Annotated in this window: 13 protein-coding genes and 2 pseudogenes; 11 read left to right on the forward strand and 4 right to left on the reverse strand. The window is 38.3% G+C overall.

The window, feature by feature from the left end; all coding sequences use genetic code 11:
• The 3 genes from ACO1D1_RS25660 to ACO1D1_RS25670 form a co-directional block, all read left to right on the forward strand.
• On the forward strand, positions 1-2,074 hold a 2,074-nt coding region (locus ACO1D1_RS25660; RefSeq protein WP_423337578.1), incomplete at its 5' end, for a copper-translocating P-type ATPase.
• A gap of 124 nt (positions 2,075-2,198) precedes the next feature.
• On the forward strand, positions 2,199-2,885 hold the full coding sequence (locus ACO1D1_RS25665) for a response regulator transcription factor (protein ID WP_149870954.1): 687 nt from the start codon (positions 2,199-2,201) through the stop codon (positions 2,883-2,885).
• The gene (locus tag ACO1D1_RS25670; RefSeq protein ID WP_423337579.1) at positions 2,886-4,262 is read left to right on the forward strand and encodes a sensor histidine kinase; all 1,377 of its coding nucleotides are present in this window, start codon (positions 2,886-2,888) and stop codon (positions 4,260-4,262) included. It begins immediately after the preceding gene.
• A gap of 49 nt (positions 4,263-4,311) precedes the next feature.
• Here ACO1D1_RS25670 and ACO1D1_RS25675 read toward each other — a convergent pair whose 3' ends face one another.
• On the reverse strand, positions 4,312-6,105 hold the full coding sequence (locus ACO1D1_RS25675) for a sulfite exporter TauE/SafE family protein (protein ID WP_423337580.1): 1,794 nt from the start codon (positions 6,103-6,105) through the stop codon (positions 4,312-4,314).
• A 233-nt stretch (positions 6,106-6,338) separates the two neighbouring features.
• Here ACO1D1_RS25675 and ACO1D1_RS25680 point away from each other — a divergent pair, with 233 nt between their 5' ends.
• Positions 6,339-7,223, forward strand: coding sequence for a patatin-like phospholipase family protein (locus ACO1D1_RS25680; RefSeq protein ID WP_149870951.1), 885 nt, complete (start codon positions 6,339-6,341; stop codon positions 7,221-7,223).
• Between the two features lie 12 nt (positions 7,224-7,235).
• On the opposite strand, the gene ACO1D1_RS25685 is transcribed toward ACO1D1_RS25680, so the two are convergent.
• Both ACO1D1_RS25685 and ACO1D1_RS25690 read right to left on the reverse strand, forming a co-directional pair.
• The gene (locus tag ACO1D1_RS25685; protein ID WP_317845668.1) at positions 7,236-7,628 is read right to left on the reverse strand and encodes an SA1362 family protein; all 393 of its coding nucleotides are present in this window, start codon (positions 7,626-7,628) and stop codon (positions 7,236-7,238) included.
• Positions 7,629-7,685: 57 nt separating this feature from the next.
• A complete protein-coding gene (locus tag ACO1D1_RS25690) occupies positions 7,686-8,630 on the reverse strand; it encodes a DUF1385 domain-containing protein (RefSeq protein WP_149870949.1) in 945 nt (314 codons plus the stop codon).
• A gap of 233 nt (positions 8,631-8,863) precedes the next feature.
• Between ACO1D1_RS25690 and ACO1D1_RS25695 the strand changes: the two genes are divergently transcribed.
• From ACO1D1_RS25695 to ACO1D1_RS25710, 4 genes and pseudogenes are all read left to right on the forward strand, one after another.
• A complete protein-coding gene (locus ACO1D1_RS25695; RefSeq protein ID WP_149870948.1) occupies positions 8,864-9,361 on the forward strand; it encodes a YqhR family membrane protein in 498 nt (165 codons plus the stop codon).
• Between the two features lie 78 nt (positions 9,362-9,439).
• Positions 9,440-10,501, forward strand: a complete 1,062-nt coding sequence (locus ACO1D1_RS25700; protein WP_149870947.1) for a M24 family metallopeptidase — start codon at positions 9,440-9,442, stop codon at positions 10,499-10,501.
• A gap of 20 nt (positions 10,502-10,521) precedes the next feature.
• Complete coding sequence (gene efp, locus ACO1D1_RS25705) at positions 10,522-11,079, forward strand: elongation factor P (protein ID WP_149870946.1); 558 nt, start codon at positions 10,522-10,524, stop codon at positions 11,077-11,079.
• A 208-nt stretch (positions 11,080-11,287) separates the two neighbouring features.
• Positions 11,288-11,629, forward strand: a pseudogene (locus tag ACO1D1_RS25710) (PCYCGC motif-containing (lipo)protein); the annotation flags it as partial.
• On the opposite strand, the pseudogene ACO1D1_RS25715 reads toward ACO1D1_RS25710, so the two are convergent.
• Positions 11,558-11,743: pseudogene (locus ACO1D1_RS25715) on the reverse strand (hypothetical protein); the annotation flags it as partial. The pseudogenes ACO1D1_RS25710 and ACO1D1_RS25715 sit on opposite strands and share 72 nt — an antisense overlap.
• On the opposite strand from ACO1D1_RS25715, the gene ACO1D1_RS25720 reads away from it, so the two are divergent.
• From ACO1D1_RS25720 to ACO1D1_RS25730, 3 genes are all read left to right on the forward strand, one after another.
• Positions 11,706-12,389, forward strand: a complete 684-nt coding sequence (locus ACO1D1_RS25720) for a c-type cytochrome (RefSeq protein WP_149870944.1) — start codon at positions 11,706-11,708, stop codon at positions 12,387-12,389. The pseudogene ACO1D1_RS25715 and the gene ACO1D1_RS25720 sit on opposite strands and share 38 nt — an antisense overlap.
• A 218-nt stretch (positions 12,390-12,607) precedes the next feature.
• The gene (locus tag ACO1D1_RS25725) at positions 12,608-13,660 is read left to right on the forward strand and encodes a hypothetical protein (protein ID WP_423337581.1); all 1,053 of its coding nucleotides are present in this window, start codon (positions 12,608-12,610) and stop codon (positions 13,658-13,660) included.
• 13 nt (positions 13,661-13,673) lie between these two features.
• Positions 13,674-14,126, forward strand: a complete 453-nt coding sequence (locus ACO1D1_RS25730) for a cytochrome c maturation protein CcmE (RefSeq protein ID WP_423337582.1) — start codon at positions 13,674-13,676, stop codon at positions 14,124-14,126.
• Positions 14,127-14,379: the final 253 nt, after the last annotated feature.

Here is a 14,379-nt window from a genome sequence, read left to right on the forward strand (position 1 = left end):
AACAGTTGAGTTCAATGGCTCCGTCCTTTCAACTGCCGACATTATAAAAAAGGTTGAGAATCTAGGTTACGGAGCAAAGCTCAAAGAAGGAACGAAAGATTCAAGTGACTATCGTGAAAAGGAAATAGCCAAACAAACAAAGAAGTTTATCATTTCAGCGATACTTTCGTTTCCTCTTTTATGGGCAATGGCTGGCCATTTTTCATTTACATCCTTTATTTGGGTACCTAAACTATTTATGAACCCCTGGTTTCAGTTATTATTGGCTACCCCCGTTCAGTTTCTAATCGGAGGACAGTTTTATATCGGTGCCTATAAGGCCCTTAAGAATAAGGGTGCAAATATGGATGTACTTGTTGCTTTAGGAACTTCAGCGGCCTATTTCTATAGTCTTTACCAAGCCATCTTGACGCTTAGCGGAAAAGTTCATATGGTGGAGCTTTATTTTGAAACGAGTGCTGTATTAATTACCTTGATTATTTTAGGAAAGCTGTTTGAAGCAAAAGCAAAAGGCCGATCATCTGAAGCCATTAAAAAATTAATGGGACTTCAAGCCAAGACAGCTATAGTAGAACGAGACGGAATGGAGCAGGAAATTCCTCTTGAGGAAGTAGTTGTTGGGGATATCCTTCATATTAAACCGGGTGAAAAGATTCCTGTTGACGGGATTATTCTTGAGGGTCAGTCGGCTATTGATGAGTCCATGTTAACCGGTGAAAGTGTTCCAATTGATAAAAAGTCCGGCGATCCTGTAATCGGTGCGACCATAAACAAAAATGGTTTTTTAAAGGTCGAAGCAGCAAAGGTCGGCAAAGATACAGCATTAGCACAAATTATTAAAGTTGTAGAGGAAGCTCAAGGCTCAAAGGCTCCAATTCAACGTCTTGCTGATAAGATTTCTGGTGTGTTTGTCCCAATTGTTGTAGGATTAGCCGTTTTGACGTTTATCGTGTGGTATGTTTGGGCAGCTCCAGGGAATTTTTCTGAAGCCCTGGAGAAAATGATTGCTGTCCTCGTCATTGCCTGTCCCTGCGCCCTGGGGCTTGCTACGCCAACTTCAATTATGGCTGGTTCCGGTCGATCTGCAGAATATGGAATTCTTTTTAAAGGCGGAGAACATTTAGAAATGACCCATCGGATTACCACGGTTGTTCTGGATAAAACTGGAACGGTTACAAACGGAACCCCAGTTTTAACTGATGTTTTCCCTGCTGACTCATGGAGTGAAGAAGAATTTTTAGCCATCGTCGGTTCAGCGGAAAAGCAATCGGAGCACCCGCTGGCGGAAGCCATTGTTCAAGGAATAAAAGAAAAAGAGATTCCATTGAAGGAAGTTTCAAGATTTGAAGCAATTCCTGGGTTTGGCATTATAGCAAATGTCGATGGAAATGAAGTGTTAATTGGCACGAGAAAATTAATGAACAAGTATGGTGTCACTGTAGAAGGATCTTTAAAAAAAATGTCAGAATTAGAGACGGTTGGTAAAACCGCTATGCTAGTAGCGATAAATGAACAGTACGCCGGTATGGTTGCTGTCGCGGATACCATCAAGGGAACTTCCAAAATGGCAATCGGGCGTTTGAAGGAAATGGGACTTGATGTCATTATGATTACAGGTGATAATCAGCGCACTGCGGAGGCAATTGCAGCTCAGGCGGGGATTGATCATGTGATCGCTGAGGTTCTTCCTGAAGGTAAAGCGGAAGAAATCAAGAAATTGCAGGTACAGGGTAAAAAGGTAGCTATGGTTGGAGATGGAATCAACGATGCCCCGGCATTGGCAATTGCTGATATTGGCATGGCCATTGGCACCGGGACGGATGTGGCAATGGAAGCGGCAGATATTACCTTGATTCGCGGTGATTTAAATAGTATTGCCGATGCAATATTCATGAGTAAAAAGACGATTACCAATATTAAACAAAATTTATTTTGGGCACTGGCATATAATTCACTGGGCATCCCGATTGCTGCTCTTGGGTTCCTCGCACCTTGGCTTGCCGGTGCAGCGATGGCATTCAGCTCGGTCTCTGTCGTTCTCAATGCATTGCGATTACAAAAAGTTAAACTATAAGGTTCTCAAAAATTACAGGAAGAGTTGAAAAAGGTTGACACATAATTGTCAGCCTTTTTCAATTTTTACACTATCAAAAGCTATTATACTTAATATATTCCATTTCGATAGCTGGGTGATAAACATGAATCAGATATTATTAGTCGAAGATGAACAAAGCGTATCGGGCGTAATTAAAGCCTATTTAGAAAAAGAAGGTTACCGTGTTCATAGTGCAGAAACAGGATTAAAGGGAATTGACCTGTTTATGACAGAAAATTATAACCTGGTCATACTAGATTTAATGCTCCCGGATATAACCGGTGAAGAGGTCTGTAAAATCATTCGGCAAACCTCTGATGTCCATATTTTCATGTTAACAGCAAAAGGGTCTTTAAATGACAGGATCGAAGGATTAAGAATTGGGGCAGATGAATATTTAATCAAACCATTTAGTCCGAGGGAGTTAACTGCGAGGGTGAATGCACTTTTTCGCAGACTTAATGGCAAGGTTCATTCATCTAGTGTCATTTTTGATGATGGAAATCTACAGATCAATTGTGAGAAAAGGACCATAATGGTTAGTGGTAAGGAAAGGTCATTTACACCAAATGAGTTTGATATATTAAGGATCCTTGCCACAAATAAAGGAAAGGTTTTATCCAGAGAACAGCTTATTGCTAAACTATATGGTGAAGATTTTAGCGGCTTTGACCGGACGATTGATGTTCACATTAAGAATATTCGAAAAAAGATTGAAATAGATACGAAGAATCCAAAATATGTTGTTACAGTGTTGAAAGCGGGCTATAAATTTGGGGGAGTGTGTTAAATGCATTCCATCAGCAAAAGATTAAGTCTTTTATTTATACTGTGCACAATTGCTGCTATCCTGCTGGTTACATTATTTGTCAATGTAACGGTAACAAATAAGTTTAATCAATATATGGTTGATATTCAGAATAAAAGGTATCATAGAATTGTCGCCTATTTAGAAGATGTGTATAAAAGAGAAGGAAATTGGTCAGAAAATACTGGCGTTGAGCTGATGCATGAAGCCTATATGGGGAATTATTGCTTAACACTTATGGATGAAAATAAACAACCTGTGTGGGGAATGAACCCAAATGCGATAAAAACACAATTAAATATGGATGCAATGCCTGTACAAGGCAGCGGTGTTTACACGATCAAATCTTTTGCCATTAAGGTAGATTCCAAAACAGTTGGGTATGTTGATATTGGTCAATATTCCTCCATTCTTTTGTCTGAAGAGGATGTAAACTTTAAAGACTCGATTAATAAAAGTATTATTGCCAGCGGTGTGCTGACCCTTATTATTATTAGTGTTTTTAGTCTGTTTTTTTCGAGACAATTATCTAATCCGATTAAAGAAGTTGCTAAGATGTCAGTGAATTTATCAAAAGGGAACTTTGAAACCCAACCAGGTATAAGAAGTAACCTTTTAGAGCTAGAAGAATTACAAAAAAGCGTCAATATATTGGCTGGGAAATTAAAGTATCAGGATACGTTGAGAAGAAGGTTGGTTTCTAATATAACACATGAAATTAGAACACCTTTAAATGTCCTTCAAAATAACCTTGAGGCAATGATTGACGGGGTTTATCCAGTGACAACTGAGAAATTAAATTATCTTAATGAAGAAGTCATTCGGTTCGGAAAATTAATTACTGGTTTACATATGTTAAAGGAATTTGAAACGGAAAGTGCTAAGTTATCGTTCGAAACTATTTACCTTGATGAATTCATTCCTGAAATATGTAAGGATTTTAATCTGGATGCTGAAAAAAAGAATATCAATCTAAAATATAGTATTGAACCGAATCATAAATATTTGATAACTGGTGATAAAGATCAATTAAAACAAGTATTTATTAACTTGTTCTCTAATGCTATTAAATTTACTGAGCCGGATGGCAGAGTACTGGTCAACTTATATGAAGATGATAAAAATATAGTCGTGGAAGTATGTGACAACGGAATTGGCATCCATGTGGAGGATTTACCATATATTTTTGAAAGGCTTTTTCGGGGAGATAAGAGCAGGCAGAAAATTGAAGGAAAAGGGATTGGATTAACTATTGTAAAAAGTATCCTTCAGCTTCACAATGCCAGTATTGATGTAGAAAGTAAAGTAGGACTGGGAACAAAATTTACGTTATATTTTACTGGAAATGAAAAGAGTTAATAAGTTGGGCGTTAAAACCCCCCAACTTATTAACTCTTTAACTCTTTACTTACTGAAGGTAGTTGCTTTTAATACTTTCTAAATCAACAGAATCCATATCGTTTACTACATCAATTACCCCGAGTAATTCCTCTTCATTTAGATAAATTCCATACGTCCCGGCTTTATCAATGGTAAATTCAACTTCAACAAACCCTTTCGCACCAGTGAATTCAGTTACAATTTGTTTTGTATTTGCATTCATAATTAAAAAGGATCCATCTGGTTGATCAAACGAAGTGAGGTCTATTGACATCTTCGTTTGCAGGTCTTTATTAGCGACAATGATCAGTGGCTCAAGTTCGTAACCCACTCCTTTAATGGCAATCGTTTGCACATTATTTGCTAATTGCATCCTTTGGACTAATCGTTTAGTAGGCACCTTGCTGATGTCAGTACCGTATATGCTAGGCTTAGTCTGAGCCGAGGATGGGGCGGTAGATTTGGTCGACGAATCAATACCAGTGGCATCACTGCTAGATGTCTTTATATCCTTTAAATCATCTACTACCTTAATAACTCCTCGCTTCATTCCCATCCAACAGCTGAAAGGAATATCCTCATTACCGGGTGTGAATTCGATTATGTTTTCACCGCTTTGTAGTTTCTGCTCTACATTCATTTCTGGCATGACGATTGTATTATTACAACCGGTAATCTGTTCACCATCTACGACCCACTTAACAGGCATTCCCTTTTGAACATATAAAGTATTTGGGGTATAACCATAGACATTGGCCGTCATGTTGAGAACCTGCACTCCATCCTTAATCGTTGCTTTAGCTGCATTAGATACAGCAGCAGAATCGCCAAGGGCACCAACGTTCGTTAGAATCGAAGCTGGACTAAAGTTCATTCCTGCCAGTGCCAAGCCTCTATTGCTCATAACAAGGCCAAGAACAACGATAAGAATTCCGCTGTATTTTAGGATTTTTTTCGTATAACCTTTACTTAAAAAACTTGATAATGCCCCGAAGGTCAGCATGAGCGGGACTGTTCCTATTGCAAACATAAACATAGAGAGAGCCCCGCTAATCGCACTGCCTGTACCTAAAGCATACAGCTGCATTGTTTGTAGTGGTCCACAAGGCATTAAACCGTTAAGCATTCCGATAAAAAAGGGTGTTTTAGGTTTGGGTTTAGTTACCAAATTTAATGCAAAGGCAGGTATTTTTAATTGAACCTTTCTAAACGCTTTAAATCCTGCCATATTAAAGCCCATCATAACCATGAATACTCCGGCAAAAATTTGCAGTGCTGCTTTAGTGGATAGGGAAAGTGCAAAAACAGAGCCAATGGCGCCAACGATTCCACCAATGATGGTATAAGCTGCAACTCTTCCAAGGTTATATAAAATAGCTGGCTTCATCGCCTCAAATTTGTTCTTACTTTCCTTCCCAATAGTTTGGGAAAGCATAATACCGCCGCACATGCCTACACAATGGATGGATGTGATCAACCCTACAACAAATAAAACAGCATAAGAAGCATTTTTGAGTTTATCTTCCATATTAAAGCTGCCAGTATTTATGCCGAGAAGTAAAATAGCAGCGATAATAATGACTATTCCAATAAACTTAAAGCCTTTACCATTTTCAGTACTGTAGCCGACACGATTGATTGCTTCTTTCAACTGGTTCGTGGTACATAATTCATCATTAAACTCGACATCAACGAATTGGCCGGTAAAATTTGCTTTTACATCAATCACACCATCTAATTTTTTGACTGTCCTTTCAATTCGTTTTTCACAGGATGTACAGGTCATATCGTACACCTTCATTCTTTCCTTTCGAATACTCATAAGCGTCCCTGCCTTTGCTAGTTAAAATGCACTCATAAAAGAATAGGTACAGTTTATGAAATAGATATGTTGGTGATATGAAGAATGAAAGTACTTCGGTGAACATTTTGTAGACAAAATAGGAACAAAAGATGTCCAATATTTTAATGAAAATTTTACACTCGTCCGTGGTACTAATTTCGCAATGAACGGATTAAGAATGTAACAATGAGTTCATTTTGGGAGTGGCTGCCATGAAAATTGACGGCGTTTTTTCTGGAGGGGGAATTAGAGGATTTTCACTCATTGGTGCCTATGAAGAAATTGAAACCAGAGGATTTCAGTTTGTCAGGGTCGCAGGAACGAGTGCCGGGTCTATCGTTGCCGCTTTAATTGCCGCGGGCTATACAAGCAAAGAAATTTATCAATTGGTGGATGAGTTTGATTTGCCTAAAATGCTGGATGCCCGTAAAACCATTATTCCATTTTCCATTGCAAAATGGCTGCTTGTGTATTGGAAGCTAGGACTTTATAAAGGGAATGAGCTTGAAAAATGGATGAAAGAGAAGTTGGAAGCAAAGGGGTTAAGAACATTTTCCGATCTTCCACCCAACGCACTTAGAGTAATTTCTTCGGATCTTTCCAATGGGCAAATGATTGTTTTACCTGATGATTTAATAAAATACGGCATTTCACCAGATTCGTTCTCTATTGCAAAGGCAATCAGGATGAGCTGCAGTATTCCCTATTTTTTTGAACCAGTTAAATTACGTTCGATAGATGGCACAAATATTTTGGTGGATGGTGGGGTACTTAGTAATTTTCCAATGTGGCTTTTTGACAAGGACAATGTAAAAAAGGCCAGACCGGTGCTTGGAATAAAACTTAGTCCAAGTGAATATGAACATGAAAAACATCAAATAAAAAACGGCATTCAATTAATGGGGGCATTGTTTGAGACAATGAAGGACGCCCATGATCAACGTTATATTTCTAAAAAACATGTAGAAAATATTATTTTTATAAAAGCTGAAGGTGTTTCTTTAATTGAATTTAATTTAACTAATGAAAAAAAGCAAAAACTATTTGAAATTGGAAGAGAACATGCCAAAAATTTTTTAAATAAATGGGGGTATTAAAAAAATCGAGTGTCAAAAGGACGCTCGATTTTTCTTTTTCCCTTTTTTCCCGTCGATGACGGTCAAATGTGCAGGAGATTTCTTTTTAGTCTTGTTGCTTTTCTTTAATGTTGTTAATGTCCCAAGAGATGAGGTCTTTACATTGGTATCCCCACTCTTTTGCTGTAACCGTTTTTTTGACCTTTTTGCTGCCTTAAGAAATGCCCGCTGCTCTCTTTTCTGAGGGCTCGAATTTGAAAACTTCCGAAAAAGGAAAAAAATCGCTAAACCGATCAATGCGATGACAGCTATTCTCTGAATGAAACCGGCAGGATTAGCTGTAAATGAACCAATAAGCCCAAGTATAGCAAGAATGATTAGAATCCCAATAATAAATACGGGTATCCGATTTTTCAAGAATGCCACCTCCCTATGAGCATCTTAAGCATTTTTTTATTCTTTTAAACACATAAAAACAAAGATTTAGACAATTTCCTCACTTTTCATGTCGTACTCCGTTTCTTTTTCCCTCTTAAGCAATTCCTTAAATGATAATATAGCGACTTCGACCTGGTCATTACTTGGTTCCTTCGTCGTTATCAATTGCAGCCAAAGGCCCGGAATTCCTAAATATTTTAAGACTGGAATATCGCGGAGTTTATTGGTGATCTGTAAGACCTCAAAGGAAATTCCCAACACTACCGGGATCAAGAGAAGACGGTCGACAATACGTAACCATAGCGGTGATGTGGGAACTAAAAGGTAAACAAAAACACCGACGATTACGGTAAATAAGATGAAACTGCTGCCGCAGCGATAATGCAGGCGGGAATGGGCCTGAACATTTTCAACGGTCAGTTCTACCCCGGATTCAAATGTGTTAATTACTTTATGCTCAGCTCCATGATATTGAAACACCCTTTTGATCAGCGGGGTAAGTGAGACAAAATATATATAAGTAAGGAGCAGTATGAGCTTAAAGAGGCCTTCTACCATTACTTGAGCAAAATCAGATGGGAAAATTGGTTTGGTTAATACGGCTAAGAAAACAGGAATTAGCGTAAAAGCAAATTTTCCAAATAAAAATGACAGGACTCCGATTACTGCTACCCCAAGATACATCGTCAATTTTGACACTTCTTTTTCTTTAATGACTGCATCGTCCTTTGGATCTACATCAAACCGCTCAGTGGAGAAGTTTAAGTGTTTTGATCCGTTTGCACTAGATTCAATAATCGCAATGATTCCGCGGAGAAACGGGATTTTTTTTAAGCTAGTTAATGTGGGATTTGCTTTCCGCGGCAAATGAAAGTATTCAATAGAACGATCTTTTCTGCGAACGGCGGTAACATAATGATGTTTTCCGCCAAACATAACTCCTTCAACGACCGCTTGGCCGCCATAAACGGGTTTTTGAGAATTTGACATGGTTATTTACACCAACCTAAACATTAGTTGCACAATAGCAGAAATGTAAAATCTGTTTGTACTTACATGTATTCTACTAGAAAAATGAAAAAACCTCTAGGATGACAGAATATTTCCAACTAAATTTCTAAAAAATTTTTTAATGTAAGGATTAAAATTATCAGGGCATAATAATGGTGCATGAAAAGTTATATGCATATTCAAACACAACACTGATGATCGGGGGTATACAAATGGCAAACGAACAAAACAAAGAAAAATATCCAAGACCTATGTCTTTTACAGTAATGGTTTTTTGGACAGGTTTATTCGGCGGTCTTTTTTGGGGAACGATTGGATACATTGCATCATATTTTAATTTCACCGAAGTGGGCCCCCAAATCATCCTCAAACCATGGGCCCTTGGAAGTTGGAAACATGGCTGGATGGGAACAGTAGTATCCATTATTTTATTGGGTGTATTATCTATTGTTGCGGCTTATATTTATTACGCTTTACTTAGAAAATTCAAAGGTTTTTGGTTTGGACTAGGGTATGGCGTCATATTGTTTTTATTGGTGTTCTTTATTCTGAATCCGTTAATTCCCGGTATAAAACCAATTGCCGAATTAAGCAGGGATACAATCATCACATCTGTTTGTTTATATATCGTATATGGAATTTTCATTGGTTATTCCATTAATTATGAGTTTGAACTTCAAGAATCACAAGCAAAAGAGGCATCCACATAAGTTTGAATTAGTCGAAACTATCTGTTTATGATAAAATATCTCTATCCAAAACCGGATAGAAAAGGAGAGTAGAGACTAATGGGAAAAATAGAAAAGTTGAGAGCGGATTTTTCACAACATGGTATAGATGGGATGCTGATCACGAGCCCCTATAATCGCCGCTACATATCTAACTTTACCGGCTCTGCGGGTGTTGTCTTAATTAGTGCCGATAAGGCACAATTTATTACGGATTTCCGTTATATTGAACAAGCATCCAAACAATGCACAGGATTTGAAATTGTTAAATTCTCCGGTTCCATCCCAGAAGAAGCAGCACGTCTTGTTAAAGAATTAGGGATTAAAAAACTGGGATTTGAAGAAAATGATGTAACATACTCTTCCTATAAAGTATATGAGGAAGAAGTAGAAGCTGAACTTGTTCCAATTTCCGGTGTAATTGAAAAGTTACGCTTGATTAAGACTGAAGCAGAGATTAAGATATTAAAGGTAGCAGCAGATATTGCTGATGCCGCATTTAAACATATTTTAGACTTCATTCGTCCCGGTATAACAGAATTAGAGGTTTCGAATGAATTAGAGTTCTTTATGAGAAGGGCCGGTGCGACTTCCTCTTCGTTTAATACGATTGTTGCTTCGGGGATTCGCTCTGCACTTCCGCACGGTGTAGCGAGTGATAAGGTAATTGAATCGGGAGATTTTGTAACCTTGGATTATGGTGCATATTACAATGGATACGCTTCTGATATTACGAGGACGGTAGCTGTTGGTAAACCGGATGCGAAGCTGAATGAAATTTACAATATTGTTCTTGAAGCACAATTGCGAGGCATGGCTGGCATAAAGCCGGGCTTAACGGGTAAGGAAGCAGATGCATTAACGCGAAACTACATAACAGAAAAAGGTTATGGAGAATACTTTGGACATTCAACTGGCCATGGAATCGGGCTGGAGATTCACGAAGGACCTAGTCTCTCAATGAAGTCTGATCTCCTGCTTCAACCTGGAATGGTTGTTACGTGTGAACCGGGGATCTATGTTCCTGGACTTGGCGGAGTACGGATTGAAGATGATGCAATATTAACCGCGGATGGGAACGAGGCACTTACTCATTCAACAAAAGAACTAATTATCTTGTAAAGAACTAGGAGGATTTACACATGATTTCTGTTAACGATTTTAAAACAGGATTAACAATTGAAGTAGATGGCGGTCTATGGCGTGTCATGGATTTCCAACATGTAAAACCGGGTAAGGGAGCAGCGTTTGTACGTTCAAAGCTGCGTAACTTGCGAAATGGAGCAATTCAAGAAAAAACATTCCGCGCGGGTGAGAAAGTAGAAAAAGCACAAATTGATAACCGTAAAATGCAATATCTTTATGCAAGCGGTGATTCGCATGTTTTTATGGATATGGATTCCTACGAGCAGGTAGAACTTCCAGCAAGCAACATTGAATATGAATTAAAATTTTTAAAGGAAAACATGGAAGTCCACATTATGATGTTTAATCATGAAACTCTTGGGGTGGAGCTGCCAAATACGGTTGAGTTAGAAGTAACAGAGACAGAGCCCGGTATTAAAGGTGATACTGCTTCTGGGGGAACGAAGCCTGCAACTTTGGAAACAGGACTAATTGTTCAGGTTCCATTCTTTGTGAACCAAGGGGATCGGTTAATTATCAATACAACGGAAGCTTCTTACGTTTCGCGTGCATAATGAGTTTCGTCTTAAAGCCTGAGTCCAATTTTACTGGATTCAGGCTTTTTTATACTTTTTTCATTATTAAAAACTTCACTAAATAGTTAAAATTAAGAGCCGTTTGGACAATCCCTTTTTGCTACAATAAATGAGAACAATATATTAATGGGAAGGGGTGAAACAAAGTATGAAACGAATAACATCTTACTTGTTCCTATTTATTTTAATGGCAATAGTAGCAGCGGGCTGTAGTTCTAAATTGGAAGATGTGACACTTGATAAAAAGCATAAGCCGCTCCCTGATTATGTTTTAAATTCTTCGGAAAAAATTCAAGAGACCTATATCTTGGCATCGGAATACCCTGAAGTTGTAGCGCAGGTTCCTTGCTATTGTGGCTGCTTCGCACAGGATGGGCATAAAAGCAATTTAGATTGTTATATTGATCAAATGGGACCAAATAATGCTGTCGAAGAATGGGATTCGATGAGTATATCGTGAGATGTCTGTATTGATATCGCCCGGGAGGCGGTCGAAATGCATCTTGACGGTAAAAGCCCTAAGAAAATTTATCAGCTGATCACAAAAAAGTATGAAGATTTTGGGGAACCAACTCCAACACCCGAACCAAAGTAGGGAGTAACCCATGAAAAAAATTTTAATCGGATTATATATTTTGATCATTATTGGAATTATCGTTGCTATTAGTAATAGCGATATTTTTGATAGTAAGAATTCTAAAGCAATTGAAGCTGGAGAAAAGCTCTATTCTAAAAATTGTCTTGTCTGTCACGGAGAAACAGGAAAGGGAGAAGGCTCTAATGCAGGCACTGCTATAAATAGCCAGCGATTTCTAAACTCCGTATCCGATCAAGACCTATATAATTATGTGAAGTATGGCAGAGAAGGAACCGCTATGCCTGCATATGGCCCAAGATTATCTGAAAACGATTTAAAAAATCTTGTTACCTATATGAGGGATTGGCAAACAGAGGAAATTGAATTTGATGTACCTGAAAAAATTGCCGGGGACCCTGAACGCGGGGAAAAACAGTATAATCTATATTGTCTTAACTGTCATGGCGCTGAGGGAGCAGGTAAATTGAAAATGGGGACGGTCCTTTCCAATCCTCAGTATTTAAAATACACAACTAATAAGCAAATTTGGATTGCAACGGCCTATGGCCGTGAAGAAACTCGAATGGGCCCCTCATTAAAAGGGCTTGAAGGTGCAAGACAATTAAGTAAAGAAGATATAACTGACATCATCAGTTATATCCGCACACTAAAATCTAAAACAGAAGCTTCAAATGATTATCTCAAACCTTGAACCAATTGGATTCAAGGTTTTTTATTTTCCATAATAATCAATTGTGAACATTTTGTGGTAGTTTTTTGTCGAAATCGTAACGTTTTTCCTCACTTAACAAAATGTTCAAGAGTGAGTCGACAACTGGGGAGTGATAACGATTATATTTATTTCAAAGAGGACTATAGTGAAAATCAGTACCTTCTACGAATGAGATTTGAGGGTCAAGGAGGATGTATATGATTAAGAAAAAGTGGCTGGCATTGTTCGTGATCGCATTATTCTTAACTAGTTTAATCAGCCCAAATGCAAGTGCTGAAACAGACTTTCAGGCTGAGAAATTCCCAATTAAGGAAATGCAAGTACAGGTTATGCCTGAGTTTGATTACCCGGAGGATTGGGAATCAAGAGATATTCCATCCTTATTAATAGGCCAATACGGAACGATTACGAACAAGAGCGGCCAAGATTATGATGGGAAAATATCCATTCCCGTTCCAGCAATGGATAAGGGATTTGAAGCTTTTTTAGTGGCAGAATTTCCTGAAGAAAATAAACCGGAAGTCCAACGTCCCTACGATGTTGATAAAGAAAAGGGAATTGTGACCTGGAAGCCCGCTAAGGCAATCAAGAGTAACGAGACATATAAATTTGTCATCGAGTATTACACAAAAGCGATCGACATTACCGATAAAAAGAGCTTTACATATCAGCTAATCAATCATGCTGAAATCGAACAATTGGATGTTATCTTTTACGCACCAATGGAGGCAAAGGAAATTAAGCTTGAGCCAAAGACAGAAAATAAAACAAAGAATGAATATGGCGAAGAGCTATATTACTACCAATACAAAAATGTCAAGGCTGGAGAGAATCTGAAGTACTCCTTTTCTTATAAGAAAGAAGGCACAGAATCTACCATGGAAGCTATCAACAAAGTGCAGCCGCCTAATGATGAGAATCATAGCGGTGTGACTGCCACAGACCAAGTGATTAAAGGAGGTACTAACAACAACTCTAAACGTCCCATTATCGGAGTAGGCGGTGCCTCAATTATAGGAATTGCCCTGATCATTGCCGGACTCTTTGTCTTTCTCGGTTTAAAAGGGAATGCGCGAACAGCAGGAACAACTGCTAACAGTTCAAAACATAAACCACAGTCAAAACAAACTGCTGCCAAAAAGGTTAACAAGTCAGCTAATGCGGAAGAAAAGAAGGAGCTGCGTAAAAAGCTCTTAACAGGAAAAATAGATCAAGAAATGTACGAAGAAGAAATGAAAAAATTAATTTAATGAGGTGGGTAAAATGAAAAAAAATACGATTGTGATGCTCGGCGGATTTATTATTGCAGGCGCGATTGTTTTCCTTCTTATGGCTGCAACCCCGGGTTCGAGTGGAGTTGAGCTGACATTGAAAGAATTATTGGCGACACAAGAGCAGCATAAAGACGATTTTGTAACGGTCGAAGGATTATTAATCGAAGACTCGATAAAATGGAATCCTGACAAAATTGAATTGAAATTTGATGTTAAAGACAACGAAGGCAGTATTATGCACGTCATTCACAACGGGCCCAAGCCTGATAACTTCTCAGAAGGCGTTATTACCATTCTCCAAGGGGCTCCTACTAAAACGGATACATTTGAAGCAGAATCTGTGAAGACAAGATGCCCGTCGAAATATGAAGGAAAAGACATGAACGATTATGATCCTGATACACATAAAGAAAAGTTAAATCAACCACCGAATGAAAAATAACAGGCTTAGTTAAGAAGGTGACGAAATGTTTTTATTTGCTAACGCAACAATTTATTTGGGTTTAGTCATTGCCATCTATTCTCTCCTCATACTTACCCTGGGGATTAGTACAAAAAATCAAAAACTCGTCAATAGCGGCTGAAGCGGCGCACGAAAACGCGAAAGCGTTTCACGAGACGCGAAAACGCCTATCTAGGTTGTTCCTAGTTGGGTTAATATCCTAGCTTTTCATAACCAACCAAGTAGGTATGCA

Source organism: Neobacillus sp. 19, from assembly GCF_049463095.1.
GTDB lineage: Bacteria > Bacillota > Bacilli > Bacillales > Cytobacillaceae > Neobacillus.